24 protein-coding genes are annotated in these 26,149 nt (G+C 57.5%); 9 read left to right on the top strand and 15 right to left on the bottom strand.

Annotated features, from left to right (window positions below):
* Positions 1-106 precede the first annotated feature (106 nt).
* Positions 107-916: a 2,5-didehydrogluconate reductase DkgB gene (gene dkgB / locus AXW11_RS00515; protein WP_041335107.1), complete on the top strand. Its 810-nt coding sequence runs from the start codon at positions 107-109 to the stop codon at positions 914-916.
* Here the strand turns inward: dkgB and AXW11_RS00510 are convergent.
* Positions 885-1,571 carry a DUF6064 family protein gene (locus AXW11_RS00510; protein ID WP_091641797.1) on the bottom strand — a complete coding sequence of 229 codons (687 nt, stop codon included), beginning with the start codon at positions 1,569-1,571 and terminating at the stop codon, positions 885-887. The genes dkgB and AXW11_RS00510 overlap by 32 nt on opposite strands.
* Positions 1,571-2,494 carry an aldo/keto reductase gene (locus AXW11_RS00505; protein WP_177190602.1) on the bottom strand — a complete coding sequence of 308 codons (924 nt, stop codon included), beginning with the start codon at positions 2,492-2,494 and terminating at the stop codon, positions 1,571-1,573. The genes AXW11_RS00510 and AXW11_RS00505 overlap by 1 nt, the downstream gene beginning before the upstream one ends.
* Before the next feature lie 213 nt (positions 2,495-2,707).
* On the opposite strand from AXW11_RS00505, the gene dacB reads away from it, so the two are divergent.
* The 4 genes from dacB (at position 2,708) to AXW11_RS00485 (ending at position 6,841) form a co-directional block, all read left to right on the top strand.
* Complete coding sequence (dacB, locus tag AXW11_RS00500) at positions 2,708-4,285, top strand: D-alanyl-D-alanine carboxypeptidase/D-alanyl-D-alanine endopeptidase (RefSeq protein WP_087148984.1); 1,578 nt, start codon at positions 2,708-2,710, stop codon at positions 4,283-4,285.
* 312 nt (positions 4,286-4,597) lie between these two features.
* Positions 4,598-4,972 carry a DUF4398 domain-containing protein gene (locus tag AXW11_RS00495; protein WP_036204295.1) on the top strand — a complete coding sequence of 125 codons (375 nt, stop codon included), beginning with the start codon at positions 4,598-4,600 and terminating at the stop codon, positions 4,970-4,972.
* A gap of 27 nt (positions 4,973-4,999) precedes the next feature.
* A complete protein-coding gene (locus tag AXW11_RS00490; RefSeq protein ID WP_041336782.1) occupies positions 5,000-5,815 on the top strand; it encodes an OmpA family protein in 816 nt (271 codons plus the stop codon).
* A gap of 156 nt (positions 5,816-5,971) precedes the next feature.
* The gene (locus tag AXW11_RS00485; protein ID WP_091641800.1) at positions 5,972-6,841 is read left to right on the top strand and encodes a DUF6279 family lipoprotein; all 870 of its coding nucleotides are present in this window, start codon (positions 5,972-5,974) and stop codon (positions 6,839-6,841) included.
* Positions 6,842-6,857: 16 nt separating this feature from the next.
* On the opposite strand, the gene AXW11_RS00480 is transcribed toward AXW11_RS00485, so the two are convergent.
* The 5 genes from AXW11_RS00480 to AXW11_RS00460 all read right to left on the bottom strand — a co-directional run bounded on the left by AXW11_RS00480 (position 6,858) and on the right by AXW11_RS00460 (position 11,677).
* Complete coding sequence (locus tag AXW11_RS00480; protein ID WP_036204289.1) at positions 6,858-7,628, bottom strand: SDR family oxidoreductase; 771 nt, start codon at positions 7,626-7,628, stop codon at positions 6,858-6,860.
* Positions 7,629-7,644: 16 nt separating this feature from the next.
* On the bottom strand, positions 7,645-8,334 hold the full coding sequence (locus AXW11_RS00475) for a histidine phosphatase family protein (RefSeq protein WP_036204287.1): 690 nt from the start codon (positions 8,332-8,334) through the stop codon (positions 7,645-7,647).
* A complete protein-coding gene (locus tag AXW11_RS00470; protein ID WP_091641802.1) occupies positions 8,334-9,398 on the bottom strand; it encodes a phosphotransferase family protein in 1,065 nt (354 codons plus the stop codon). Before AXW11_RS00470 ends, AXW11_RS00475 begins: the two co-directional genes overlap by 1 nt.
* A 41-nt stretch (positions 9,399-9,439) precedes the next feature.
* The gene (locus AXW11_RS00465) at positions 9,440-10,255 is read right to left on the bottom strand and encodes an SDR family oxidoreductase (protein WP_091641805.1); all 816 of its coding nucleotides are present in this window, start codon (positions 10,253-10,255) and stop codon (positions 9,440-9,442) included.
* A 210-nt stretch (positions 10,256-10,465) separates the two neighbouring features.
* Positions 10,466-11,677, bottom strand: a complete 1,212-nt coding sequence (locus AXW11_RS00460) for an acyl-CoA dehydrogenase family protein (protein ID WP_091641808.1) — start codon at positions 11,675-11,677, stop codon at positions 10,466-10,468.
* Between the two features lie 120 nt (positions 11,678-11,797).
* On the opposite strand from AXW11_RS00460, the gene AXW11_RS00455 reads away from it, so the two are divergent.
* A complete protein-coding gene (locus AXW11_RS00455) occupies positions 11,798-12,691 on the top strand; it encodes a LysR family transcriptional regulator (protein ID WP_091641811.1) in 894 nt (297 codons plus the stop codon).
* A 9-nt stretch (positions 12,692-12,700) separates the two neighbouring features.
* On the opposite strand, the gene AXW11_RS00450 is transcribed toward AXW11_RS00455, so the two are convergent.
* Positions 12,701-13,057, bottom strand: coding sequence for a hypothetical protein (locus tag AXW11_RS00450; protein ID WP_036204277.1), 357 nt, complete (start codon positions 13,055-13,057; stop codon positions 12,701-12,703).
* A 162-nt stretch (positions 13,058-13,219) separates the two neighbouring features.
* Between AXW11_RS00450 and AXW11_RS00445 the strand changes: the two genes are divergently transcribed.
* On the top strand, positions 13,220-14,386 hold the full coding sequence (locus AXW11_RS00445; protein ID WP_036204275.1) for an isocitrate/isopropylmalate dehydrogenase family protein: 1,167 nt from the start codon (positions 13,220-13,222) through the stop codon (positions 14,384-14,386).
* Here the strand turns inward: AXW11_RS00445 and AXW11_RS00440 are convergent.
* The 3 genes from AXW11_RS00440 to AXW11_RS00430 all read right to left on the bottom strand — a co-directional run bounded on the left by AXW11_RS00440 (position 14,373) and on the right by AXW11_RS00430 (position 16,482).
* Positions 14,373-14,942, bottom strand: coding sequence for a YceB family lipoprotein (locus AXW11_RS00440; RefSeq protein WP_036204273.1), 570 nt, complete (start codon positions 14,940-14,942; stop codon positions 14,373-14,375). The genes AXW11_RS00445 and AXW11_RS00440 overlap by 14 nt on opposite strands.
* 116 nt (positions 14,943-15,058) lie before the next feature.
* Positions 15,059-15,250, bottom strand: a complete 192-nt coding sequence (locus tag AXW11_RS00435; RefSeq protein WP_007152033.1) for a CPXCG motif-containing cysteine-rich protein — start codon at positions 15,248-15,250, stop codon at positions 15,059-15,061.
* A 5-nt stretch (positions 15,251-15,255) separates the two neighbouring features.
* Positions 15,256-16,482, bottom strand: a complete 1,227-nt coding sequence (locus AXW11_RS00430) for a pyridoxal phosphate-dependent aminotransferase (RefSeq protein ID WP_036204271.1) — start codon at positions 16,480-16,482, stop codon at positions 15,256-15,258.
* 259 nt (positions 16,483-16,741) lie between these two features.
* Here AXW11_RS00430 and AXW11_RS00425 point away from each other — a divergent pair, with 259 nt between their 5' ends.
* The gene (locus tag AXW11_RS00425) at positions 16,742-17,725 is read left to right on the top strand and encodes a D-2-hydroxyacid dehydrogenase (protein WP_085681465.1); all 984 of its coding nucleotides are present in this window, start codon (positions 16,742-16,744) and stop codon (positions 17,723-17,725) included.
* Positions 17,726-17,808: 83 nt separating this feature from the next.
* Here the strand turns inward: AXW11_RS00425 and AXW11_RS00420 are convergent, their stop codons facing one another.
* The 4 genes from AXW11_RS00420 to AXW11_RS00405 form a co-directional block, all read right to left on the bottom strand.
* A complete protein-coding gene (locus AXW11_RS00420; protein ID WP_007152036.1) occupies positions 17,809-18,474 on the bottom strand; it encodes a LuxR C-terminal-related transcriptional regulator in 666 nt (221 codons plus the stop codon).
* Positions 18,475-18,518: 44 nt separating this feature from the next.
* Positions 18,519-20,465: an acetate--CoA ligase gene (gene acs, locus AXW11_RS00415; RefSeq protein ID WP_036204267.1), complete on the bottom strand. Its 1,947-nt coding sequence runs from the start codon at positions 20,463-20,465 to the stop codon at positions 18,519-18,521.
* Positions 20,466-20,764: 299 nt separating this feature from the next.
* Entirely contained in the window at positions 20,765-22,303 is a 1,539-nt protein-coding gene (locus tag AXW11_RS00410) for a fatty acyl-CoA reductase (RefSeq protein WP_036204264.1), read from the bottom strand.
* Between the two features lie 225 nt (positions 22,304-22,528).
* The gene (locus tag AXW11_RS00405) at positions 22,529-23,842 is read right to left on the bottom strand and encodes a MinD/ParA family ATP-binding protein (protein ID WP_091641814.1); all 1,314 of its coding nucleotides are present in this window, start codon (positions 23,840-23,842) and stop codon (positions 22,529-22,531) included.
* A 319-nt stretch (positions 23,843-24,161) separates the two neighbouring features.
* On the opposite strand from AXW11_RS00405, the gene AXW11_RS00400 reads away from it, so the two are divergent.
* Positions 24,162-26,138 (top strand): HDOD domain-containing protein, encoded by a 1,977-nt coding sequence (locus AXW11_RS00400; protein WP_091641817.1) that lies wholly within the window; start codon positions 24,162-24,164, stop codon positions 26,136-26,138.
* Positions 26,139-26,149: the final 11 nt, after the last annotated feature.

Raw genomic sequence — 26,149 nt, 5'->3', positions numbered from 1 at the left:
GGTTTCGCTTGCGGGTTCCGAAGGCCGGTATGATAACCACCCGCCACTTGAAGAACCAGCGGGCGGGCACCACATATAAGTCACAGCGTTCACGAAGGAGGACACTATGGCATTCAGCACACTTCCGAACATCGGTATGGGTACATTCCGCCTGAAGGGCAACGATGCACGAGACGCCGTGAAGAGTGCCCTTTCCCTTGGCTACCGGCATATCGATACCGCCCAGATGTACGGGAATGAGGCTGAAGTAGGCGATGGCATTACCTCAAGCGGTATTCCACGACGGGAGATTTTCCTGACGACAAAGGTGTGGCACGACCAGCTCCAGCACAGCGACCTGATCAACAGCCTGCACGACAGCCTGTCGCGACTGAAGACCGACCATGTCGACCTCACACTGATTCATTGGCCATCGCCGGGCGACGCCATCCCCATGGAGGAATACCTGGGTGCACTGCGCGACGCGCAACGCGAAGGGCTAACCACCCACATTGGGCTGTCCAACTTCACCTGCGCGCAAATGGACAAGGCCAAGGAAATACTGGGTGACACGGCGATTTTCACCAACCAGGTGGAAGTGCATCCGTTTCTCGCCAACCGCAAGGTGGTGGAGCATGCCCAGAAGCTGGGCATTACCGTAACCGGTTACATGCCGCTGGCGGTGGGCAAGGTAATGGACGATGAAACCCTGGCTCGCATTGGCCGCGAACACAATGCGTCTGCTGCGCAGATTGCCATTGCCTGGGTGGCCTCCCGAGGCGTGGTACCGATTCCGTCGTCAACCCGGCCCAAGCACCAGAAGTCCAACCTCGACGCGCTGAACATCACGCTCAGCGAGGATGAAATTGCGGAAATTGACGGCCTGGACCGTGGTGATCGGATCGCTAATCCGGATTTCGCGCCTGCCTGGGACTGACGAAGCAGGCCATCGCCGCCAACACCAGCGTGGTACCCGGAATGACCGCCAGCACCCAGGTGCCTAATGTCCAAAGGGTCGCCATGCTGAACAGTGACCATATCAGTGGTAATAGTAGAAACAACCACCGCACCCGGCGGGGAAACAGCAGCATGCAGGGCACCGCGCCCAACGCGGTGACGTCCGGCGTAACGGCGAACAGCGCTGCTGCCTGACCATTGCCGGTTTGAGCGACTGCGAGGAGAGGCGACAGCCCCATCAATGCGATCCAGCCGATGCCCATCAGCCAGCGAGACCATATCGGCCGGTTCGTTGCCGCATTCCAGGGCCAGAACAGCCCCGCCACCGTCAGTAAGGCACCCTGCAGGACAAAGGCCCAGCCGAACCAGATTGCCGGCAGATTGATCGGCCCGTAGTAATGCATCAGGAAGCCGGCCCCGCTCCATAGCCACGCCGCGGCCACCAGCAGCAGTGCACTGCGCCTCGCCATCGCGTCCCCACGTACCAGTAAGGCGCCAATCGCGATCACCATCACCACCGCAACACCCTGCCATGGCCAGAGATCCTGGTTGATGCGAACAAAGAGCCGAAGAAACACCTCCGGCCCGAACATCAGGAAATCCGACAGGGAATAGCTGAGCCAGGTGGTCCCCATCACAGCCCTGCGACATAGGCCGCCATTCGGCGCCGTTGTTTCTCATCCGGCAAAGCACCGTATAGGGCGCCCATGTTCTCTTTCATATGCTCAACGCTGGTGGTGGCCGGAATGGCACAGGTAACCGCCGGGTGGGAAAGGATGTACTTCAGGAAAAACTCCGCCCAGTTGCGGCAGCCCACCTCATCGGCCCAGGGCGGCAGTGCTTCGGACTGGAAGCGCCGGAACAGTCGCCCGCCCTGGAAAGGCCGGTTCGCAATCACGGCGATCCCGCGTTCCCTCGCCAAAGGCAGCAGTCGGTCTTCCGCCTCCCTGTCCAGCACATTGTAGGTCAGCTGCACAAAGTCCAGCGGTTCCGTCTCCATGATGCGTGCAAAGTCTCCGTGCCTGCGGCCATGGGAGGTGGTGATGCCGATATAGCGCACGTCACCATCGGCTTTCATTTGCTGTAAGGTTGCCAGGTGTTGCTGCCAGGCCACCAGGTTGTGTACCTGCTGCAGGTCAAAACGCTCTATACCCCACTTCCTGCGGGATTCCCGGTCCTGTTGCCGGGTTGCATCGCCGTCTCCGGTCCAGATCTTGGTGGCGGAAAACAGTTTTTCACGGGCATTGAGGGTGTCCAACGCCTCGCCCATCACCTCTGCCGCCGAGCCGTACATGGGTGAGCAGTCCACCAGGGTGCCACCGAGATCGAAAAAGGTTTTCAGTACCTCGGTACGCTGATCAATCAGGTACTGGTCACCGCCGACATTGAAGGTACGCCAGGTACCCATGCCCACGGCAGGCACCCGTTCGCCGGAGGAAGGAATGGGATTCGTCATCACATCCCCCTTCGGAGCAGCCATCAGCGCAGGCATCCGACATGAAAGACCTGCCGCGGCCATGGCAGCCAGAAATCGCCGCCGAGTCAGTTCGTGCGCCATACTCACTCCATTTTCTGTTTCCATCATACTAATCAAGAGGTTGTACAAATGCTAACCAGTTGATTAGCATAGGCGCTTACATCCGTTAACAAAAACGCAATATAAACAACGCCCCTACTGGCATTTTTTAACGTCATGTAGAGCCTTTCCACATAGTACACGCTTAGAATATGAGCTATTGTTAATGCACCTGGAATCAATGAGCGCCACACCATGTTGCTGAAGGCACGACGCCACCCGAACACGTCCCGTAATGGAACTATCCGCCAGCATGGTCGGGTGGCCCGTGGCATGGTGGTCTCCACCATGACTGCAGTGCTGGCAGTCGGGTCCGCCTGTGTTTTTGCCTCGGAGTCAGCCGAAGCTGGTGGCACCAATAAGACCTGGAGCAATCAGGTGCGGGATTACGCCACCGAATCCCTGAACGACGAACAGGCGCTGAGCCTCGCGGCCATCCCCATGAACGGGCCGGGCATCGAGCAGTACATCAATGCAGATGCCTTGATGAGCCCCGGCTCTATCATGAAGCTGGTCACCACCTATGCGGCGCTGGAAATCCTGGGGCCCACCTATCATTGGGACACCAGCTTCTACACCGATGGCGAGCTTGTGGGCGACACTCTCAACGGCAATTTCTACGTTGACATGGGGGGTGATCCCAAGCTGACCATTGAACGGCTCTGGAGCACCCTGAACGAGCTTCGCGGGATGGGTATCAGTGCCATCAATGGCAATCTGGTGCTGGACGGTGATGTGTTCCGCATCGCAGACGAGCAACCCGTTTTCGACGACAACGGTGACAACCCCCACGCTCCGTTTCTGGTAAAGCCGTCGCCGTACCTGAGCAATCTCAACCTGATTCACTTTCAGGTTCGCGCGGATGAACGCGGAACACAGGCCTGGAGCGCGCCTTCGCTGAACGACGTGGTGATCGACAATCGGGTGATCGCTACTGCGGAAGCCCCCTGCCCCGCTCGCCGTCATTTTACCTGGGAGCCATTTTTCCACGAGGACCACCGGGTCACCGTTCGGGTGTCAGGCGAATTACCGCAGGGCTGCCGCACCACGGCCTATCTGTCGCTTCTGCCTCACGAACAGTACACCGCATCCATGATACGTTCACTGCTTTCAGACATGGGCATCGACATCAACGGCAAGAGCCTGCTGGCCAAAACGCCGGATGATGCCCGCCTGTTGCTGAGGACCACGTCTCCGGATCTGGTAACGATGGTTAGGGACATCAACAAGTGGAGCAGCAACGTGATGGCTCGCCAGTTGCTCCTTACCATTGGTGCCGAGAATCGCCTGGAAGATGAAGAAGACGATCGTGTGGCCGGTATTCGCGTCGTTAACGAGTGGCTACAGGAAAAAGGCGTCAATACCGCTGGCCTGGTGATCGAAAACGGTGCGGGTCTGACACGCGAGGGCCGTATTACAGCGCGCCAGGGTGCGCAGATTCTACAGCACGCCTGGAACAGCCCTTTCGCTTCGGACCTGATGGCCTCCATGCCGTTGATCGCGATGGATGGCACCATGGCCAGACGGCTGCGGAATTCCGGCCTGGACGGCAAAGGGCGCATCAAGACAGGTTACCTTGAGAACGTGCGCTCCATTGCAGGCTTCACCCGCGACGACACCGACACCACCTGGGCCATTGTCGGCATGGTCAACAACGACCCTGCCTGGAATGGTCAGGCCGTGCTGGACCGGATTATCTACTCCCTTCACTACCGTCCGCCCACCGGAACCACCCTCTCCAGGGCCCAATCCAGCGGCACAAAAATACGCTGAACCAAACCAATAAGCGGTAGCTGCCGGGTTTCGGTGGTTACCGTTCTGTCATTTACCGGCCCAAAGCCCACCCCCCGCACCCGCAACCTTTTGTGGCGCATTCGGCAACAGATCCGTTGTAGCGACGCCTCTCCCTACCAAGTTTATTTCCATACCTTCATGCCGTAATCAGATCCCGCTGCTAATCTTAAGCGTAGCAGTAGCACTAGGTGCTTAAATGGCGGAGCCTTCAGGGGTGTCGCCAAAGACAAGTACCAACAAGAGTCTGGACGGGGCTATATCGCCCCGTTCCTCACTGGAAGGAGATTGTGCATGAGCAAGCATACTTCGATGTTAGGTGCTGCAGGTGTAATCAGCATCGCTGTCATTGCCGGAGGCTGCGCCAGTTCGGTTGAGCGGCCGGATGGTGAACTCCGGTCCGCCGAGTCTGCCATTCAGCAGGCGGTGTCGTCCGATGCCAGGGATTTTGAACCCGTACTCTTGAATCAGGCTCAGAACCGGGTTGCGGATGCCGAGGAATTGATCAATCGCGAACAATACCTTGAGGCAAGCCGCTTACTCGAAAAGGCAGCCGTGGATGCGCAACTGGCCGGCGCTCGCTCGGAAACCGCGAAAGCAAGACAAGCGGTTGATGAGGTCAATCGCAATATTGAGTCTCTTCGCAAGCGAATCGACGAACGCCAGTAAAGGCCTCATCGGAAACGGGAGATGGTTATGAATAAGCGCAACATGACTTTGGGTATGGCAGTAAGCGTTTCTGTCCTCGTGGCAGGCTGCGCCAGCACGCCCCAGGATAACGCAAAGGTCGATGAAGCACGGGCCGCCTATGAGGAAATCCGCAACGACCCGAACGTAGCCCGCAGTGGTGATCGCCAGTTGAGGAACGCAAGGGAGCAATTGTCCCGTGCTGAAACTCTGCTCGCGGACGGTGCGGACGTTACCGAGATTGAACACGCGGCTTATCTTGCCAACCGGCATGCACAAATAGCCGGTGAGCAGGGAGAGCGCGCAGAGCTGCAGGAGCAGATTGATTCCGCGGAAGCGCGTCGCAAGGAGCTGGAACTGCAGATGCGCGCTGACGAAGCGGCACAGGCCAGGCGGGAAGCCAAAGAGCTTCGCCTGCAAATGGAAGCCATGCAGGCAGAGCAAACCGACCGGGGAATGGTGTTGACCCTCGGAGATGTGCTGTTCGATCTCAACAAGGCCGAACTGAAGTCTTCCGGTGAAGCCACTGTCAGGCGACTGGCCGAGTTCATGGCCGAGTATGAAAACCGGCGTGTGCGGGTGGAAGGCTACACCGATAGCACCGGTGAGGCCTCCTACAATCAGGGGCTGTCCGAGCGTCGTGCGGAAGCCGTTCGCGATACCCTTGTCGATATGGGCATCAGCAGAAGCCGCGTTGAGACAAAAGGGTTTGGTGAGCAGTTCCCCGTTGCCAGCAATGACACCTCTGGCGGAAGGCAGCAAAATCGCCGGGTAGAGATTGTCATCTCCGACGAAGAGGGCAATATCAAAGCGCGGGAGAATTGATCACCCCGTTGCCACTTACCCATAAAAAAGCCCCGGTTTAACCGGGGCAAGTTTTTTCAAAAGATGCAAAGAATCAACGCTTCAACCTGATTCTGAGGTGTTATACGTCACTCATCGTTTTTGGATCAGGTTACCCGCTTTTCCCGAGGACCGATCATGATTCGGATTATTTCCATTGCGCTGCTGGGCCTCGTACTCCTCGCCGGCTGCAGCTCCACCAAGATGGCATATCGCTATGCGGACTGGGGCATCGTATGGTGGGTGGACGACTACATACCCATGACCGCCGAACAGGAATCCCGGCTTGAACAGGACATCCGTGGCCTCCGCCAATGGCATTGCGCCACTGAATTGCCACGCTATTCCGAGTGGCTTGCCCAGTTAAAAAGCGATGTTCGCTCTGGCAACCTGAGTCAACCCACCGTTACCCACCACCAGGAACAGCTGCTTTCCTTTTTCCCCCCACTCATGGAGCGCGCAAGGCCGGCAGCCACACGCCTGTTATCAAGCCTCAGCGATGAACAGGTTCAACAGTTGGCCAGCAATATGGAAGAGAGCCAAAAAGAGCTGGAAGACGAGTTCCTGGCGGACAACCCGGAACAAACCCGGGAAGCCCGGGCCGAGCGCACGATGGAACGGGTTGAACGCTGGCTGGGGTCCCTCAACGAGCGACAGCGTGACACGGTCAACGCCTGGTCGGAAGGCCGGGGCAAGCAGACTGAAATCTGGCTGGAGGGGCGTCGGAATTGGCAACAGGCGTTAATCGATGCCCTGGCAACGCGAGACAGCGACGATTTTTCAGATCGAGTCCATTATCTAATGAGCAACTACGAGGAAGTTCGGGGGGAACGATACCAGCGGATGATGTCGGAAAGCCGGGCAGCCATGGCGGGCCTGATGACCGATTTACTGCAGCAGGCCGACCAGCGCCACCTTGACCACTTGCTGGAACAGGCGGCAACCATGCAGGGCGATTTCGATACCCTCGCCTGCACCAGCGAGGGTACCGGAAGCCTTAACGGCTAACGTCAGGACGCCCGGCTCAGATCGTCAGGTAACCGCCGTCCACGTTAATGCAGGTGCCTGTGGTATAGCTGGAAGCACCCGACGCCAGGTAAAGGACCGTGCCGGCCATTTCGTCCGGGTCTGCCACCCGCTTCATGGGGATGTGGGCCATCGCCTGCTTCTTGATGGCTTCGTTGCTGGTCAGCGCACTGGCGAACTTGGTGTCGGTCAGCCCCGGCAGCAGGGCGTTTACCCGAACCTTCTGCTGCCCCAGTTCCATGGCGAAGGACTTTGTCATGGATATCACCGCTGCTTTGGTGACGGAATAGATACCCTGGAAATGGCCAGGGTTAACACCATTGACCGAGGCCACGTTGATAATGGACCCACCGCCATTCTTCTTCATGATCTGTGCGCCGCGGGCACACATGAAGAAATAGCCGCGAATGTTCACGTCCACCGTCTTGTGGTAGGCGCCCAGATCCGTGTCTTCGATGGGACCGAAATAGGGGTTGGCTGCAGCGTTGTTCACCAGAACATCCAGCTTGCCGTGTTTCGATTCGATGTGCTGCCAGATGTCTTCAATCTGATCCATTTCGCCAATGTGGCAGGCATAGGCTTCGGCGCTGCCCCCGGCTTCGCGGATGCTACTGGCAACCGCCTCGCAACCGTCAATCTTGCGGCTGCTGACAATCACATGGGCGCCGTAGTTTGCCAGGGTGCGGGCGATGCTCTCGCCGATGCCACGGCTGGCGCCGGTGATCAGGGCCACTTTCCCACTCAGATCAAACAGGTCTTGCTTACTCATTCTTCACCTCAGTTCGTTATCGGAAGGTCACCAGGGAGGGATCTTCGGCTTCCAGGTGACTGTAATTGTTGAACACCGCCAGGCTGCGCCGGGCCCCGGAATGCAGAACCCGGGTAACACTGGTATTGGCAATCACGGAATTCATATCCAGGGCCTTGCGATCACTCAGTTCCAGCAGGTGCTGGGCGATCACGGCAATCGGGCCGCCGGATGTGGATACCAGGGTCTCGCCACCGTCGGCATACTCAATCAGTTGCTCCAGCGACGTAATCACCCGTTGACGGAACGCTTGCCAACTTTCGGTGTATTCGTGATCGTGTCCGCCACTGACCCAGCGCTGCATGGCTTCCTCGAACACCTGCTGGAACGCCCTTGCCGGCTTGGGGAAGGCGGCCAGATCACGCGCCATGCGTTCGCGGTCTTGCCACTCGGGGCGCAAACGCTCCACCACCTGGGTATGATCAAACTCGTTGAAGCCATCCACCGCCTGCATGTCTGGCAGTGCATCACCGTAACCACTGGCGATCGCCTCTACCGTTTCCCTATGGCGCTCCATGTTGCCGCCGAAGACCGCGTTGGGCGTCACCTTGCCCGCAAGCCACCGGCCGAGGACACGCCCCTGCTCCCAACCACGAGGAGAAAGCTGGTCATAGTTTTCCTTGCCGAAACTGGCCTGCCCGTGGCGAATCAGATAGATCGTTGCCATTACAGGTCACTCGCCTCGATCAGTCGCTGACAGCGTTTTTCCAGGTAGTTCGCGGCATGGCCAAAGGCGGCGAATCGCTTGTCTTTGGTCTGGCCGTGGTAAAAACGGTAATAGATCTGCTGGACAATCACCGCCAGCCGGAACAGACCATAGATCTCGTAGAAATCGAAGTTGTCGATCTTGCGGCCGGATTTCTCCGCATAGTAAGCGACCACTTCCTTGCGGGTCAGCATGCCCGGCTGGTGGGTCGGCTGTCGACGCAACATCTGGAACGGGCCTTCGTCATCGGCCTCAATCCAGTAAGCCAGGCTGTTGCCGAGATCCATCAGCGGGTCGCCGATGGTCGCCATTTCCCAATCAAGAACACCAATCACCTCGAACGGGTTGTCCTGATTGAGCACCACATTGTCAAAGCGGTAGTCGTTGTGAATGACCACCTGGGCAACGTCGTCCGGCATCTTGTCGTTCAGCCAGCCCATCACTGCTTCAAAGTCACCCACGTCATCCGTCTTCGCCTTGCGGAAACGGTCACTCCAGCCGCCAATCTGGCGCTGCACATAACCGGCGCCCTTACCCAACTTATCAAGGCCGGTGGCCTTGGCATCGACATTGTGCAGGTCCACCAGCTTGTCGATCACATTCAGGCACAGCTTGCGCGTATCCGCCTCACTGAGCTCAAAGTCCTTGGGGAAATCCTGGCGCAGGATGATGCCTTTCAGGCGCTCCATGATGTAAAAATCGCAGCCCAGAACGTCGTGGTCGTCGCAGATGGCGACAATGTTCGGAACATACGGGAATTCAGGCTTGAGAGCCCGCATCACCTTGGCTTCCCGCAACATGTCGTGGGCAGACTTAGCAATATGGCCAAACGGCGGGCGGCGCAACACGTAAGAACGATCGCCATAGTCCACCTGGTACGTCAGATTGGATGCGCCACCGGGATACTGTTTGATCGCAGGCGCGCCTTCCAGGTCCGGGATGGCCTGCTTCATGAAGCGGTCAACGGCCGCAATATCCAGCTCTTCACCTTCGCGGATATCAACAGCCTGGTCGATCTGGGTCATACGGCTCTCCCTTACTTCCTGATTCTGTGTTAATTGATGACTTAAGCCTTGCCGCCCATTTTCTTCATCCAGCGCTTGCTTTCCTGGTACATCAACCAGTCAAACGCCTTGGGCGCGTGGCGTTTGAGTATCCACATGCGGCGCTCTTTGGCATGGGGCAGCACCCAGAAATCGCCTTTCTCTACCGAGCGGACAATATCCTCGGCCACGTTTTCAGCAGTGATGGTGGAGCGTTTCATCAGTTTGTTGACGTTCTGCTGAATGCCCGGAATATCCGACCGCATGCTGCTGGTCAGATTGGTCTGGAAAAACGCCGGGCATACGCAGCTAACGTGTATACCGGAGTCTCGCAGCTCCTGGCTGAGGGTTTCCGAGAGCGCAATCACACCGGCCTTGGACACATTGTAGCTGTCCATCAACGGCGCGAGCATAAGCCCGGCCATGGAGGCGATGTTCACGAACGCGCCGGAGCCCTGCTTCTTGAACTGCGGGGTAAAGGCCTTGCAGCCACGAACGACACCCAACACGTTGATGTCCATGATCCATTCCCAATCGGCCATGGTGGTGTCTTCAATCGAGCCCGCGGAAGCGACACCAGCGTTGTTCACCACCACGTCTACCCCGCCCCATTTGCCGGTGAGGTCCTCGCAGATCTTCTCAAGGTCGGTCAGCCGGCGCACATCGCACTCAACAAAGTAACCTTCGCCACCCGCGTTGTTGATCTCCTGCTCTACGGCAATGCCCTGCTCGGGATTAATATCGCCAATACAGACCTTGGCGCCTTCTTTGGCATACCGCAATGCAATAGCCCGGCCCAGGCCGCTGGCCCCGCCGGTAATAAATACTCGCTGTGTCATCGTTGTCTTCCGCTGTTTTCTATCGTTTTTAGTTTCGGTGCAAGAGCCCGCGATGGCCCCACATGCCGACTCCCTGAGTTAGCAGGGGACGGAGGGGGGCTGTTTCAGAAACTGTACGGAGCCATGGATGGCGGAGTCCAAGCGCCACATGGATGTGCCGAAGGAGCGTGTTTCTGAAACAGCCTCCCTCCGTCCCCAGGCACCCAAGCTTCAGTTCCGGTATTTAGCCAACTCCAGCCGGGCAACCATCGCCCGGTGAACCTCATCAGGGCCATCAGCCAGGCGCAAAACCCGAGCATAGGCGAACAACTGAGTCAGCGGGAAATCATCGTCGCTGACACCAGCACCACCGTGAATCTGAATCGTATCGTCCACAATCTGCTGAAGCATCTTCGGAATCACCGCCTTAATCATGGACACTTCCTGCAAGGCTCCAGAGATACCCTTGGTATCCAATGCCCAGGCGCATTTCAGCGTCAGCAAACGCGCCTGCTCAATCGCCATACGGGCATTGGCAATCACATCCGGATTACCGCCCAGTTTAGCGATCGGCCGACCAAACGCCTCACGACTGGTCGCCCTTTTGATCATCAGTTCCAGAGTACGCTCCGCCGCACCGATGGCACGCATACAGTGGTGAACACGCCCCGGCCCAAGACGGCCCTGGGCAATCTCGAAGCCACGGCCGGGGCCCGCAATAAATGCAGTCTTGGGCAAGCGCACGTTGTCGAAGGACACAACACCGTGACCGTATGGCTCATCGTAGGCGCCGAACACCGGCAGCATTCGCTCAATTTTGACCCCAGGGGTATCCAGCGGCACCAACACCATGGAATGACGGCGGTGCTTGTGGGCATCGGGATCGGTCAGGCCCATGAATATGGCAACCTTGCAATCCGGGTGGCCAACGCCAGTGCTCCACCATTTGCGACCGTTGAGAACAACCTCGTCGCCATCCACGGTGGCCGTGGCTTCCATGTTGGTGGCGTCTGAAGATGCCACAGCTGGCTCTGTCATGCAGAAAGCGGAGCGTACTTCACCGCTTTGCAGACGGGGCAGCCACTCGGCTTTCTGCTCTTCGGAGCCGTAGTGGATCAGCACTTCCATGTTGCCGGTGTCCGGCGCGTTGCAGTTGAAGATTTCCGGGGCAATGAAGCTGCGGCCAGTTTCTTCGGCAATCAGGGCATAGTCGGAGTTGAGAAGCCCACACCCGTATTTCTCATCCGGGAAGAACATGTTCCACAGGCCCTGTGCTTTGGCCTTTGCTTTCAGTTCCTTGATGATGGGCAACACCACCCAGCGGTTTTCCTGCGCCATCAGTTCCTTATGGTACTGCTCTTCAAACGGGAAGATTTCTTCCTCCATGAAAGTTTTGACGCGCTTGAGATAGTCCTGGCCCTTCTCGGAAATACTGAAATCCATTGCCATGTCCTCTTGGTTTGACCGATATCGGGCCAGTCTAGTTTTCTATCCACTATTACGCGACTGAATAATTCTTATCATTTATCATAAGGCTGACTTATTCGCGAAGGGGAGATGCTTATGGCACTGAATCGACTGGACCTGAACCTGCTGCATGTATTCGACACCATCTACCGGGAGGGCAGTCTGACCCGCGCCGCCCGGGCCCTCCACCTCACCCAGCCGGCGGTCAGCCATTCCCTGTCACGTCTGCGGGAGCATTTTGATGACCCATTGTTCAGCCGTCAGGGCAACCAGATGGTGCCCACTCCCCTGGCCCGTCGTTTCCTGGAGTCCATGCGCCCGGGGCTGACCCAGATACAGAGTGCGGTCAACCAGTTCCACGCCTTCGACCCGGCCAATCAGCGCAAAACCTACTCGCTGGCCTTGCGGGATATCCTCGAGTCGACGTTCCTGCCCAAACTGATGGGCCGGCTGGAAAGCTACCCTGAGTTGGAGATTGTCAGCCAGCGGGTGCCCCGGCGGGATATGGAAACCCAGCTAGCAGCGGGCAAATTGGATTTTGCGGTGGATGTGCTGTTGCCGGTCAGCAATCAGACGGGCCATGAACTATTGCGACACGACAGGTTGGTGGTGCTGGCGAGAAAGGGCCACCCGCTCACCGGCGGCGGCCTGACCTTGGACAAGTATCTCGAAGCCAAGCATGTACTGGTTTCGTCCCGGTCGGAGGGCCCCGGCATTGAGGACTTTGAGCTGTCGCGGTTCGGAGTGCAGCGAAACATTCGTCTGCGATGCCAGCACTACTACGCCGCCTGCCGGGTCGCTGAGGGAACCGACCTGTTGCTGACCATGCCGGAAAACTACGCGCGGATCATCGCGGAACGGGCTGACATCGATATTCTGACCACACCCGCGGATCTGCCGGGTATCGATGTACACCTATACTGGCACAAGGCCTACGAACGAGAACCCGCGCTTATCTGGTTCCGGGAGCAGTTGGCCAGCATCGTGTGAGCGCCACCTTCAGTAGGCCCCCACCAGTTTCAGGAAACCAAGAAATCCGGCGGCGGTAATACCCAGTGACGCTACAACAATGCCGAAGCCCCACCAGATCGCGGCCCCATCAGACACCTCAGTGTCGTGCCCTCGCAAGGTGCGGTAGAACGCCCAGGGGCCAAGAATAAAGGCACCCAACACCGCAAACACGAGCCCCACACTGACGCCCGCAAATGTCCAGGTGGCCAGCACCGTGGCGCGATCAGATACCTGCTCCTTGACGCCATGGCGAAGCAGGAACTGTTTGCAGAAGAACCAGATCAGCGCGAACAGGATGATGACAAACAACAGTCCGCCAACGACGGTAATCAGGCGATAGAACAAGGCAAATCCTCAGTTAAATTAGTCAACCACAGCACTATAACCAGCAATCCATAACTGGTAAAACAAACGAGGGATTAAATGGTGTGGAATCCCCATGGCACATGACTACACTGAATCACACAACTGACTCTACGATCACAGCAACAGGAAGGAGTATCCGGAATGGCCCAGAAAACCCGAATTGCGGTGACCCCCGGTGATGGCATCGGTCCTGAAGTGGTTGCCGAGGCGGTACACTGCCTGGAGACCCTGCGCAAACGACACGATTTGCCGATGGAGTGGACACGCTTTCCCTGGCCATCCCATGCCTGGCACGAAGAGAATGGCGAATCCATGCCGGCTGATGCTCTGGACCAATTAAAATCCTATGATGCGATTCTGTTGGGTGCCCTGGGCGACCCCGGCCCGGTCGACGACCCTGACCGTTACCTGCTGCCAGACAGCATCTCCCTGGCCCCCCTGCTGGACATGCGCAAGGGATTTGATCAGTGGGTTTGCGAACGGCCCGCCAGACTGCTTCCCGGTGCCCGTCAGTATCTGGCGGATGAGCGCGCCAAAGACATCGACATGCTGGTGATTCGAGAAAACAGCGAGGGCGAGTACGTTAGCCAGGGCGGGCGGCTCCGTAAGGGCGCACCGGATGAAGTGGCTACCCAGATGGAAGTATTCACCCGCCGGGCGACCGACCGGATTATCCGCTATGGCTTCGAGCAGGCCCGCCTGCGAGCCGCCGCACGCGCCGAAGAAGGCCGCACCCGACACTTCCGTACTCTGGACGGTAAAACCTGCGAAAGCCAGGTGTGCATCGTGACCAAACGCAATGCCCTGCGCTATTGGGGCGACATGTACACCGAAGCCTTCGAGGAAATGGCGAAACAGTACCCCGACGTAGCAACGCACCACGAACTGGTGGATGCGGCCTGCATGAAGTTCGTTCAGGCGCCCTGGGCGTTCGATGTGGTGGTGGCCAGCAACCTGCAGGGTGACATCCTGACCGACCTGGCAGCCGTATTGTCCGGCGGCATGGGCGTGGCGCCCTCCTGCAACCTGAACCCCGACGAAAACGGCATGCCCTCAATGTTCGAGCCGACCCATGGCAGCGCACCGGATATTGCCGGCCAGGGCCTGGCCGACCCCACAGCAATGCTGTTCACCACGGCACGCATGCTGGAGTGGCTGGGGCGGAAAGACCCGGCTGTGGCAGCGGCCGGGCGGGAATTGTTTGACGCAGTAGCCGCTGATCTGGCGGAGAACGCCGGCAAATCCAGGGGTACACAGGAAATCGGCGCCGCCGTGCGCGAGCGCCTGGAGTCACTTACTCGGCCATAACGAATTCCAGCCGCCCGGGCGCAACCCTCACGTCCATGGGCACCATACCGAACATTCGCTGGGTGAAGTCCGCTTCATCCAGCCGATACACCGGCATGGTTTCCAGCATCTGGGCAACTACCCGCATGACGTTATCCGTAACCGGTTTGAGATCCCCTTTGAAAAACGACGAATCGATACTGCTTTCCAACAGTTGCAGCCGCCGAATGTAGATCGCTTTCTCCTTACTGTCGTAAACAGGCGCTCCTTCCACTTTCAGGGCAATATCGACTGGTAGCTTTGCCATCAGCGCATTCAGGGCGACCTGTCCTCTCAGGTCAATGACCGCCACGTCACGGCCATCCGGGCCAAGGGTAATGTCCGCATTGCTCAGGCTCAGGCTAAGTGGCGACCCGCTCTGCAGCTGCCGGCGATCAAAGTCACTGACGGTATCCTGAAAGTGGCGCTCCAACGTCGCTTCGGAAATGGAATAGGGTGACAGGCTGGCACAGCCGCCTAGAACAAACATGGATAACAGAATAACGGCCGAAAACAGGCGGGTTGATGCGTTGACCATCGAAAGACTCTCCTTTGCAGTTCCTCCTATCCTGAGCCAAGGTGGCTGCCCGGGCAAGCCGGGCAGGTTAATCATCGTTCAGGAATGAATAGACACCGCCGAAGGTTGGCGGGCGGTTATTCGTTCTCGGCCCGGACGGTCACGGAGGGGGTCAGGTTCTCGTCGAGGACCACGTGGACCAGGATGGGCTGACAGCACACCTGGCAGTCCTCCACGTACTCCTGATCTTCCACCGAAGGGTCGACGCTGAGATCCAGCGTCTCCCAACAGTAGGGGCATTGCACAAGCACTGAGTCCAGAGCCGACATGACGGTCAGAACTGCTGCTTGGCCATCCAGGGGATGATCCGGTCGAAGGCTTCATCCAGTTTCTCGCACGTGGTCGAGAAACTGATCCGAACGGCGTTCGTGCACCCTTCCCCGAAGGCATCTCCCGGCACCAGGCAAACACCCGTTTCCTTGAGCATTCGCAATGCCAGGTCAGAACCGTCTACATGGGGCGGCAAATCCGGAAACGCAAAGAAGGCGCCACCGGGTTTGTACCCTGTCAGATACGGTGTCTGGTCGACCAATTCCACCACCTTGTCGCGGCGTTCACGGTAGATATCCACCATGTTCTTGACGCATTGCTGGTCTCCGGTGAGTGCCGCGACGCCCGCGAACTGGGACGGCGTGTTGGCGACAGAGGTGGTGAACATGTGAAAACGCCGCAGCGACTTGATCGCCGCCTGGCTTGCGATCACCCAACCTACCCGCAACCCGGCCATGCTATAGGTCTTCGAGAAACTGCTGATGCACATGATGTTGTCCAGGTCCATCGAGCAGTTCAGCACGCTGGCGAAGTCGTCATCGTCAAAGATGAGGTGGTCATAGACCTCGTCGGCGTATACCTGGATTCCCCGGTAGGCGCACTCTTCCAGAATGGTCTCGACGGTAGTGCGGGGGTATACGGCCCCGGTGGGGTTATTGGGGTTGTTCAGGATCAGTGCAAACGTGCGCGGCCCCATGGCCCGGATTACTTCGTCCGGATCCAACTGGTGGTCGTTATCCGCCCGGGTGGGCACAAACTTGACCTCACCACCGTTCATGCGAATCAGCGGTGCGTAAAGCAGGAACGACGGGTCAGTCACGATGAACTGCCGGCCTGGAGCAGACGTCGCCGAAATCGCCAGGTACATCGCCTCGGTCGCCCCGCTGGTGATCAGGATGTTGTCCCGGGTCAGCTTGCGATCGTAGCGTGCGCCGTAGTAATCCCGCAGGGCAACCAATAACTCGGGCAGGCCCGCGTCCATGGTGTACCCCGTCTGCCCGGCATTGAGCGCGTCAATATAAGCGTCAATGACATGCTTGGGGGTTGGCAAATCCGGCTGACCGATGGAAAGATGAATGACATCCTTCATGGTGGCCGCCATATTCACCATGCGACGAATGCCCGGCACCGGAACCGCCTGCATCGCCGGGTTCCAACTGGCCTTGTTCTTCCGGTATTTCACTTTACGCGGTTTGGTCTGGCCGGTTTCTCGATTGGCGGCTTCTGCCATAAACACCTCCTGGACGCGGGGCAAAATAGTAGCTACTCCTGCAGGTTAGTCAGTAAACAGGGGCCGTACAAGACATAAAACAGAAAGATTGGATTACCGGAACGAAACGCCGTAGTACCCGCTATAACAAGGGCTACGACCTTTATCTTATATGGGGTCAGGTTGACCAGTTCAGGCTCAGATACCAGACTGTAGACTCGACATCCGGACTGTCGATTCCCGCGGCCGGACGCGGACAAACTGCATTGGCGGAGGACAGATGACCCAACACAGCAAACCGGTTGTAACCGTTCTGACAGCACCCGGTGAAAACGAGCCTCCTGGCATGGATGCCCTGCGGGCACGAGCAGAGGTTCGCTTTGCCTCTGACGAGCCCACTCTGCGGGACACCTTGCCGGGCACCGACGTAATGATGGTGACGGACTTTCGTACCGAGGCCCTGGCCGCCGCCTGGCCGTCAGCGGACAAACTGCAGTGGATCCACGCCACCAGTGCCGGCGTGGATGCCTTGATGTTCCCGGACCTTATTGAAGGCGACGTTACCGTAACCAACGCCCGAGGTATCTTCGACCGCACCATTGCCGAGTACGTGCTGTGCACGATTCTGATGTTCGCCAAGGATTTTCCCCGCTCCCTGCGCCTGCAGGCAGAGCACAAATGGCAGCACCGGGACACCGAAAGAGCTGAAGGCAAACAGGTACTGATCGTTGGCGCCGGTTCCATCGGCGGGCAGATTGCCCGGCTATGCAAGGCCGCCGGCCTGAAACCCCACGGTATTGCCCGCAAACCCCGCCACGACGATCCGGATTTTGTCGCGGTTCACGGCAATGACGACCTCACCGAGCAACTGGGCCTGGCGGATTTCGTAGTCATCGCCGCCCCACTGACCCCCCAGACCGAAGGCCTATTCAACGAAAAAGCCTTCAAGGCCATGCGCAAGTCCGCCCGCCTGATCAACATTGGTCGCGGGCCCGTGGTGAAAACCGACGACCTGATTGCCGCCCTGAATAACGGCGACATCGCTGGCGCGGCGCTAGACGTGTTCGAGGAAGAACCCCTACCGGCGGATCATCCGCTTTGGGATATGGAAAATGTCATCATGACCGCCCACATGTCTGGCGATTTTATCGGCTGGAAACGGGCGCTGACCGACCAGTTCCTGGAGAACCTGGACCGCTGGCATCAGGGTGAGGAGCTGTTCAATCTGGTGGATAAGAAATTGGGGTATGCCAGTAAAAAGTGAGCACGCCCGCTCAAACAAAAAAAAGCGGAAATCCCATTCGCAGGGATTTCCGCTTTTTCAATTCAATAGAACCTCTGGGCCAATCAGCTACCAGACAACGACGTATCCGAAGGATCTATCTCCATTTGCTGGATCGCAATTACCGCCTGGGTCCGGTTGCGAACCCCCAGCTTCCGGAACACCGCCGTGATATGGGCCTTGATGGTAGCCTCTGAGACGTCCAGATCATAAGCGATCTGTTTGTTCAAAAGCCCCTCAGCCAGCATACCCAGCACCCGGAACTGCTGCGGCGTCAGTGACGCCAGTTTTTCGGAGAAGTCCGTCATGTCCGAATGCATCCGCTCGATCTTGTCCGCCACACCCTCCGGCAACCAGACGTCCCCTTCCAGGACTGCCTGAATCGCCTCGGTGATGGTTGGCAGAGGCGCCGACTTCGGAATAAAGCCCGACGCCCCGTAGTCGATCGAACGGCGCATCACCTGCATTTCTTCCGATCCTGACACCACCACCACTGGCAGGCCGGGGTACTGCCCGCGCATGAACACGAGCCCCGAAAAGCCGTGGGCGCCCGGCATGTTCAGATCCAGCAACACCAGATCCGCATCCGGATGCGACTCTACCGCCGCCTGCAGCGCCTTGATGCTGTCCACCTCCACTGTCTTGGCATCAGGTACCGCCTGACTGACCGCCTGTTTCAGAGCTGCCCGAAACAGCGGGTGATCATCGGCGACGATAATAGTTTGTGTCATTCAACAGATTCCTCACAGGGTCACAGCCTGATAGCAAGCAGGCCTTACTTGTTCGCACGACCGCTTATCAGGTCATCCACCACGCCCGGGTCCGCCAGAGTGGAGGTGTCGCCCAGCTGATCGTGCTCATTGGATGCGATTTTACGCAAAATACGACGCATAATCTTGCCAGAACGAGTCTTGGGCAGTCCAGGCGCCCACTGAATTACGTCCGGAGACGCAATCGGCCCGATTTCCTTGCGCACCCACTGGACCAGTTCCTTCTTCAACTCGTCGCTGGGTTCCTCGCCATGAACCAGGGTTACATAGACATAAATGCCCTGCCCCTTGATTTCGTGGGGGTAACCAACCACAGCTGCTTCGGCAACCTTGTTGTGGGCTACCAGGGCGCTCTCAACCTCAGCGGTCCCCAGGCGGTGGCCGGACACGTTCAGAACATCGTCCACCCGGCCGGTGATCCAGTAGTAGCCGTCTTCATCACGACGGGCACCGTCGCCCGTAAAGTACATTCCCTTGTAGGTACTGAAGTAGGTTTGCTTGAAGCGCTCATGATCACCGTAGATGGTGCGCATCTGGCCAGGCCAGCTGTCCAGGATCACCAGGTTGCCCTCAGTCTTGCCTTCCAGGATATTGCCGTCATTATCCACCAGTGCCGGCTTGACGCCGAAAAACGGCACAGTCGCGGAACCCGGTTTCAGATCGATGGCGCCCGGCAGCGGCGAAATCAGGATGCCGCCAGTTTCCGTCTGCCACCAGGTGTCCACAATCGGGCACTTGCTGTTACCGATTACGCGATGGTACCACTCCCAGGCTTCCGGGTTGATCGGCTCACCCACCGAACCCAGCAGGCGCAAACTGTCGCGGGTGGTGCCGTTCATGCAGGACTCACCTTCGGCCATCAAGGCACGGATGGCGGTAGGTGCGGTGTACAGGATATTGACCTTGTGCTTGTCCACCACCTGACCCATACGGGAGGTATCCGGGTAGTTGGGTACACCTTCAAACAGCACGGTGACAGCACCATTGGCGAGCGGGCCGTACAGAATGTAGCTGTGACCGGTGACCCAGCCAAAGTCCGCCGTACACCAGTAGACGTCGCCATCGTGGTAATCGAAGACGTATTCGTGGGTCATGGAGGTAAAGACCATGTAGCCACCGGTGGTATGCAATACGCCTTTCGGGGCGCCAGTGGAGCCGGAGGTGTACAGCATGAACAGCGGATCTTCGGCGTTCATGGATTCTGCAGGGCAATCCGTGGACGCGCCCTTCATCAGCTCCTCGTAACTCTCGTCACGACCGTCTTTCCAGGGCACATCACCGCCGGTACGCTTGACCACGATAACCTTGTCCACCTCTGCGCCGGCTTCCTTGCTCAACGCAGCGTCGACGTTTTTCTTGAGAGGAATCTTGCGGCCGCCGCGGACACCTTCATCAGCCGTTACCACGAATCGGGATTTACCATTAGCAATCCGGGCACCCAGTGCTTCCGGAGAAAACCCGCCGAAGACAACAGAATGGATAGCGCCGATGCGGGCACAGGCCAGCATGGCAACACCCGTTTCAACAATCATGGGCATGTAGATAGTGACAACATCGCCCTTCTTGACGCCCTGATCTTTCAGAACGTTCGCGAACTTACAGGTTTCTTCGTACAGTTCGCGGTAGGTCACGTTGCGGGAATCGGCCGGGTCGTCGCCCTCGAAAATGATGGCCGTCTGATCACCGCGCTTTTCCAGGTGACGGTCCAGGCAGTTAGCGGCGGCGTTCAGTTGGCCGTCTTCAAACCATTTGATGGATAGGTTGTCGTAATCGTAGGTGGTATTTTTCACCTTCGAGAAGGGCTTGATCCAGTCCAGTCGCTTGCCGTGTTCAGCCCAGAAGGTCTCCGGGTCATTCACCGACTGTTGGTACATCTTCTCGTACTGATCCCGGTTTAGCAGGGCCCGTTTGGCCACGTCCGGACTTACCGGATAAACCTGTTTATCAGTCATTGTGCTCCCCCTTATTAGTCAGAGTCTGTTGTCATTATCGGTTATTTAATAAAGAGCGTGACGGGCAAAAAAGCCCTGAAGACGGATACCCATAGTTCAACACGCGTGCCAGTGAACAATGAATTAGACTAACGTCCCAATCCGCCAGCACTTTTAGCTAGAATGACGGTCTCACGAGGGGTGACCCTATGTTCTGGAGCCTGCCCTAAAGGATAGACCCGCCAGCGGAAACAACAAGTGAGGTTCCGCCCCCCGGGAACCGGGGGGACGGGTAGAAAGGACAGCCGACTGACCGGGTGTCAGGCGGCTTTCTTGCGTGTCTGGGCAGCCCGCAGGCTGTACAGTTTCCTCTCCTTGAGAGCGTAACGGTTAAGACCTCCGAGGTGGATCTTGCACAGGTACAGCTGCCAGTCGATCTGGCGTGCATCCACCGGGAACAGGACACGATCCAGTTCACCCATGCGGGAAGCCAGGGCCATCAGCGAATCGTTACGGAAGATGTAATCCGGTGCCGTGTAGAAACCAAAGATGGTGGCGAGTGAACGCGTGGTATCGAGGTTTTTGAGAACCTTTAGCTCACGGTTCTGGCCAGCCAGCCTCAGTGCCTTGCCAGCGATGGACAACGGCACGCGCATCCCGCCAACCACAACATCAAACAGCTTGCGATTGACCGCCACAAACGGTTTCGTGGGCCGTCGATAGAACAACTGGTCATACGCTGCATAGTTGGACTTGGCTTCGGCCATCAGGTAGTCAATGAACGTGCCCAGCGAAATTGGGTTTGAACCGCCACTGCAGCATTGATAGATGCGGCGATGCCCAGGCTCGGAAATGGCTTCAGCCAGGGACAGGATAATGCTGTTGGCCACCAGGTCCACCGGAATCACGTCGATAATACCGCTGCGTTTGCCGGGAAACAGGGAGACCTTCTCACGGGCGTAGGCAAGTATGATCGCATCCGCCACCTTCACACCTTCAATCCATCCCGGCGAGGGTTCTTCCAGTGCACTTTCAATGATGGAAGGGCGAACAATTGTGAGTGAGCGCCCGGAAAGGGCTTTCATCAGGAGTTGCTCACCCAGCCATTTGGTAAACGTGTAGGTGTCGCTCCAGCCGTAGTTGTTGGCCTCGCGAATACCCAGGTCCACGAGCTTTTTCTCAAGCACTTTGCCGGAGTATCGGGCCTTCACGTCGGAGATCTTGTCCTGCAGAAGGTGTACAAGCTCTTCCGTTTCATAGTATCCGTCGGTGCTGCGGGGGATAGACTCTCCCGCCGGCTTGATAACGGACTCCGTGATCTGACCGGAATTTTTTCCGTTGACGTAGCAGGTGGATACCTGGATGACCGCCATAGTGCTGTTGAGCTCCGCCAGAGCGGCAACGTTCTCGAGGCAAAGGGTATTGATCTTCAGCGCCTTATCGAGCTCCTCCCGGAAATTTACGCTGGCTGCGGAATTGATAAACGCATCGACCTGCCCGGCAAGAGCACGGAACCGCTCCTGCGTAAGCCCAAAACGGGGTTCAGTCACTTCGCCGGTGATGCAATGAACGCGTTCCTCAAGAAAGCTTTCGAACGCCTCGTTGTCATCGTGCCTAAGGCGCTCGAACACGGAAGAACTCGCGATCTCATTGAGGAATCGTTCCCGCGCTGCCGGATGCCTTTTGTTACCGCGGATAAGCAGATGGATCCCGCCAATATCCGGCACCGTGCGAATCAGTTTTTCCAGTACCACCTTACCAAGAAACCCGGTGGTGCCGGTGATCAACACGTGTTTACCACGTAGTTGCTCAAGAACACCGGACGCTGACGCTCCATTCTGTTGCTGCTGTGTTGCCATGGCGAGAACTCCTTCTCAAATTCACTGTGTAGCCATCAAATGCAGTGGGTTTTACTGCATTTTGCGGGCCACGATTCCGGGAATAAGGCTGATTTTTGCACAGACCGAATGACAGTGCGGTGACATAGAGCAAAGTTACGCTACAAATTGCATCAATAAAATGACCATAAAATAAGGTGACTAAATGCGAAAAAAAGGAATGGAGAGAAACCGGATAAAAGGCGCTCAGGAACCGTTCTTGTCGGTGTCCGCCAGCGAGCGTAGAAGCTGATCCAGGGAGATATTGGACGGCTGCTCCTTAAGCGCCCGAATCAACCGGCTTTGTTCACCAAAACTGATACGGTCGTAGTACGGCTCCCGCTCTGGCTTATTTACTATTGCTTCCGCCTTACGGGGAACTGCCGCAGGGTCAACTTCTGCAGCGAGATGGCGAAGATGAGTCGCCATATGTTCTCGTTGTTCCTTTTCCAGTTTGTCCCAATTGAGAGAGGCTAAACCGGTCTGGATAATCTCGATGGCATCTGCATCCATTTTGCGCCCTAACAGTGCAAAAAGCTCCTGAAACGCTTCATAACGCAGCAGCGGCTTGTCATTGCTGTCAGCCAGTATTTCGCCGAGTTCTGCAGTCAGCCGCTTGCATTCCTGGGCCGGGTCTTTTGGCGTTTTTGCCTGGCCACCGCCGGACGCAGGCGCCGTATCCGCTGAACCGGACGACACCCGGTGCCAATACGCCGCAATCCCCGCCTTTCGCGGCGGCAGCTGGCGCAGCCGCACGTTCAGCATGTCAGCCAATGTTCGGAATTGACGGCTGGACGGATCAGAAGCCGGCAACAGTGCCACAGGGCGTTGATTCATCACTGACTGGCGCAAGGTTTCGTCACGCCAGATCGCACCCAGGTAATGCAACTGCAACCCCAGGTGCCGAACTGCAGCAGCATCAAGGCGCTGAAACACGGATCGAGCCTGACTTGCACCCTGGGCCATGTTCACCAACACGCTCGGCGTCCTTCGGTAGCCACGGCGAATCAGAAGTTTTATCAGGGAGAAGGCATCGGTCAGCGATGCAGGGTCTGGCGTGACCACGACGCAGGCCAGTTCCGCCGCCGCAATCATGTGCATGCCGGTCTTCTGCAAACCGGAGGCCGTGTCTGTGATCACGTAGTCGTAGTTTTTCTCCAGCCTCGACAACGCCTTGAGAACACGCAAGCTTTCTTCAGCGGCCATATCCACACATTGTTCAACTCCCGAGGCGCCGGGAATGATGTGCAAACCCCACTCCGCTTCCATAATCACGTCGCGGAGAGAGCACTCACCGGCCATTACGTTGGCCAGGGTGCGCTCCGGATACCGGCCCAGCATGATACTGACATTAGCCAGATCCGTGTCACCATCCAGCAACAATACTCTGTAACCCTCTCGCGCAAGGGTCAGGGAAAGGTTCAGTGCCACCGATGTTTTTCCGACGCCACCTTTGCCACCGGTTATGGCCAGTGTTCTGGGTTGCTTCGGAATGTGCCTGGAAGTGCGGGAATCGGTCATGAATGCTTAATAGGCGCTGTCTTGTCCGTCGACTGACACGTGATCCGGGTAAAATTTGAGTACTGTGTCAAAGTGTAACCCGGACGGAGTTCTAACTGTAGACAAAAAGAGACGGGTTGAATGCCCGATCATGGACGGTTTTGCGACATTTAACCTGTAAAAAGTTTACACACATCACAACACGGGTAATACTCTGCTTAAAAAAGGACCAATAACTGTTTAATAAATGCAGGTTATTGACTAAGCTCCATCGGGTTAATGTTTATGAACAAGTCGTCAGATACTAACGAAATATCTGGCGCGTTACACAGGCAGGCCTATGCAGATTGCCCCTGACATACAGCTACCGAGTCTCCCGGAGGTTACCCTTCGGGCGCTTGAGGCCTGCCATCAGGATGAAAACTATCGCCGAATAAGTGACATTGTGTCTGCCGACACCGCTCTGGTCACTCGCGTTCTCGCCCTCGCCAACTCGGCACTGTACGGCCCCACCTCGCAAATACGTTCCATTGACCAGGCCCTGCTCCGGCTGGGAACCCGACGTTTTCACACCCTGGTTCTGACTGCTGCACTGCGCCAGATTCTTTACGAACTCGGGGCAGACCAGTGGCAACAGCTGCGGGACTTCTGGCGCCATTCCCTGACCACCGCCCTGACGGCCAGGGCTCTGGCAACACTGACCCGCTACCCCGAACCCGACCAGGCGTTCATGCTGGGTATGTTGCACAACGTAGGCGAGCTGATCGCACTGAAAACACCGCCTGGAGAAACCCAGCAATACTACTTTGACCACCAGTCCGATATTGCTGCCGAACTGGTCAATTCATGGGGGCTGGGCCCCATGGCGGTTGACGCTATGCGCTATCAGCAGGCCATGCCAACGGAAATACAGGATGCCGGGCACCTGGTCAAACTGATCAGTCTGGCAACGCGCCTGGCACTCTCGGACGCGGCGGGCATTGCGGCGGCGGGGACCATTTTTGGGCTCAATGAAGAGCTCACGCGAGAGATCAACCGCAGGATCGACCAGGAAGTGAGCGGCGTGGCCGAGTCACTGGGCATTCCGCTATCGGAAGACTACGACGCCCACCATTCCAACCACAAACTCAAACAGACCATACTGAAACAGGCCATGGCCAGCCAGGCGTTGGAACTGTCGCCGATTCGCGGCAGTGCCCAGGAGAGTCTGGCCGCAACCGTCACCAGCCTGACACTGATCACCGGCCTGCCGGCACTGTATTTTGGCCAGGCCGGAGACGGGCTGACACTGCTATCCGCCAGCAACGGCGATACTCCCGACCTTACAGTTGCCAGCGGGCCGGCCACCAGCGTGTTGACCGAGGCCTACAGCAGCGGCACCGCCCTGTGTCTTGGTGGCCGCACAACGACTGTGCTGGACCGCCAGCTGCTTTCTCTCTTGAGAACCCCTTCTCTGGTGGCTATTCCCGTTCGGGGGGAAGATCAATGTGCTGGCGTCTTTGTCGTCGGTACCGACCATGACAGTTCCGGTCAGACAGAAGAAATCGGTCGCCTGTTCAGCGCCAAACTGTCTGACGCCGTCACTGCCACGCTAGCCAATAGTGGTACCCAGGACAGTATGGAGTCGGAACTGGCCCGACAGGCCATTCGTCGCCAGGTCCATGAGGTGAGCAACCCGCTGACCATCATCCGGCAATATATCTATCAGCTACGGAACCGGCTGGATGATGACGAAGTACAGGAAGAGCTGGACGTCATACGTGACGAACTCGATCGCGCGGGGGATCTCCTGTTGCAGATCAGCCGGGGTCCGGGCCATGATGCAGCAAACCCGACCGGCGTCTGCAATCTTAATGACGAACTGAGAATTCTGCAGGACTTGCTGGAAGACAGTCTGTTCAGCGGCGACGACATGGCGCTGGAGCTTGACCTTTGCGCGGACCCCACCGATGTTACCGTGCCCGGTGCTGTCATCCGGCAGGTGGTTATCAACCTGGTCCGTAATGCGGCAGAATGCCTTGTTGACGGTGGCGAAGTGGCTATTCACACACAGGCACCAGTCTGGCAGAGCGGAAAAACCTGGGTGGAACTGGAAGTGGCGGACACCGGTAATGGAATTCCCGACGAGGTCCGAAAACACTTGTTTTCACCGGTTCAATCCACCAAGGGCAAGGGCCATAGCGGCCTGGGTCTGAGCGTGGTCAAACAGTTGATTGATGACATGGAGGGCATCATTAGTTGCCGCACGGGGCGCGGAGGGACAGCATTCCGAATTCTGTTTCCCGCGGCGGCAAATAAAAAAAACGATGAAAAATGACGAAGAAACGA

Origin of the sequence: Marinobacter sp. Hex_13 (genome assembly GCF_001566815.1) — a bacterium.
Lineage (GTDB): Bacteria > Pseudomonadota > Gammaproteobacteria > Pseudomonadales > Oleiphilaceae > Marinobacter > Marinobacter salarius.
The sequence above is the reverse complement of the archived record's forward strand: the minus strand, read 5'-3'. Positions and strand labels throughout refer to the sequence as shown.

Excerpts from the sequence above, each read along its gene's own strand:
- dkgB (WP_041335107.1), top strand. The coding sequence starts at position 107 with ATGGCATTCAGCACACTTCCGAACATCGGTATGGGTACATTCCGCCTG.
- acs (WP_036204267.1), bottom strand. The coding sequence starts at position 20,465 with ATGACTGATAAACAGGTTTATCCGGTAAGTCCGGACGTGGCCAAACGG.
- AXW11_RS00510 (WP_091641797.1), bottom strand. The coding sequence starts at position 1,571 with ATGGGGACCACCTGGCTCAGCTATTCCCTGTCGGATTTCCTGATGTTC.
- AXW11_RS00420 (WP_007152036.1), bottom strand. The coding sequence starts at position 18,474 with ATGACACAAACTATTATCGTCGCCGATGATCACCCGCTGTTTCGGGCA.
- AXW11_RS00425 (WP_085681465.1), top strand. The coding sequence starts at position 16,742 with ATGACCCAACACAGCAAACCGGTTGTAACCGTTCTGACAGCACCCGGT.
- AXW11_RS00430 (WP_036204271.1), bottom strand. The coding sequence starts at position 16,482 with ATGGCAGAAGCCGCCAATCGAGAAACCGGCCAGACCAAACCGCGTAAA.
- AXW11_RS00445 (WP_036204275.1), top strand. The coding sequence starts at position 13,220 with ATGGCCCAGAAAACCCGAATTGCGGTGACCCCCGGTGATGGCATCGGT.
- AXW11_RS00465 (WP_091641805.1), bottom strand. The coding sequence starts at position 10,255 with ATGACACAGCGAGTATTTATTACCGGCGGGGCCAGCGGCCTGGGCCGG.
- AXW11_RS00490 (WP_041336782.1), top strand. The coding sequence starts at position 5,000 with ATGAATAAGCGCAACATGACTTTGGGTATGGCAGTAAGCGTTTCTGTC.
- AXW11_RS00405 (WP_091641814.1), bottom strand. The coding sequence starts at position 23,842 with ATGACCGATTCCCGCACTTCCAGGCACATTCCGAAGCAACCCAGAACA.
- AXW11_RS00485 (WP_091641800.1), top strand. The coding sequence starts at position 5,972 with ATGATTCGGATTATTTCCATTGCGCTGCTGGGCCTCGTACTCCTCGCC.
- AXW11_RS00435 (WP_007152033.1), bottom strand. The coding sequence starts at position 15,250 with ATGTCGGCTCTGGACTCAGTGCTTGTGCAATGCCCCTACTGTTGGGAG.
- AXW11_RS00505 (WP_177190602.1), bottom strand. The coding sequence starts at position 2,494 with ATGGCGCACGAACTGACTCGGCGGCGATTTCTGGCTGCCATGGCCGCG.
- AXW11_RS00470 (WP_091641802.1), bottom strand. The coding sequence starts at position 9,398 with ATGACCCAGATCGACCAGGCTGTTGATATCCGCGAAGGTGAAGAGCTG.
- AXW11_RS00475 (WP_036204287.1), bottom strand. The coding sequence starts at position 8,334 with ATGGCAACGATCTATCTGATTCGCCACGGGCAGGCCAGTTTCGGCAAG.
- dacB (WP_087148984.1), top strand. The coding sequence starts at position 2,708 with ATGTTGCTGAAGGCACGACGCCACCCGAACACGTCCCGTAATGGAACT.
- AXW11_RS00495 (WP_036204295.1), top strand. The coding sequence starts at position 4,598 with ATGAGCAAGCATACTTCGATGTTAGGTGCTGCAGGTGTAATCAGCATC.
- AXW11_RS00455 (WP_091641811.1), top strand. The coding sequence starts at position 11,798 with ATGGCACTGAATCGACTGGACCTGAACCTGCTGCATGTATTCGACACC.
- AXW11_RS00410 (WP_036204264.1), bottom strand. The coding sequence starts at position 22,303 with ATGGCAACACAGCAGCAACAGAATGGAGCGTCAGCGTCCGGTGTTCTT.
- AXW11_RS00480 (WP_036204289.1), bottom strand. The coding sequence starts at position 7,628 with ATGAGTAAGCAAGACCTGTTTGATCTGAGTGGGAAAGTGGCCCTGATC.
- AXW11_RS00460 (WP_091641808.1), bottom strand. The coding sequence starts at position 11,677 with ATGGATTTCAGTATTTCCGAGAAGGGCCAGGACTATCTCAAGCGCGTC.
- AXW11_RS00440 (WP_036204273.1), bottom strand. The coding sequence starts at position 14,942 with ATGGTCAACGCATCAACCCGCCTGTTTTCGGCCGTTATTCTGTTATCC.
- AXW11_RS00400 (WP_091641817.1), top strand. The coding sequence starts at position 24,162 with ATGCAGATTGCCCCTGACATACAGCTACCGAGTCTCCCGGAGGTTACC.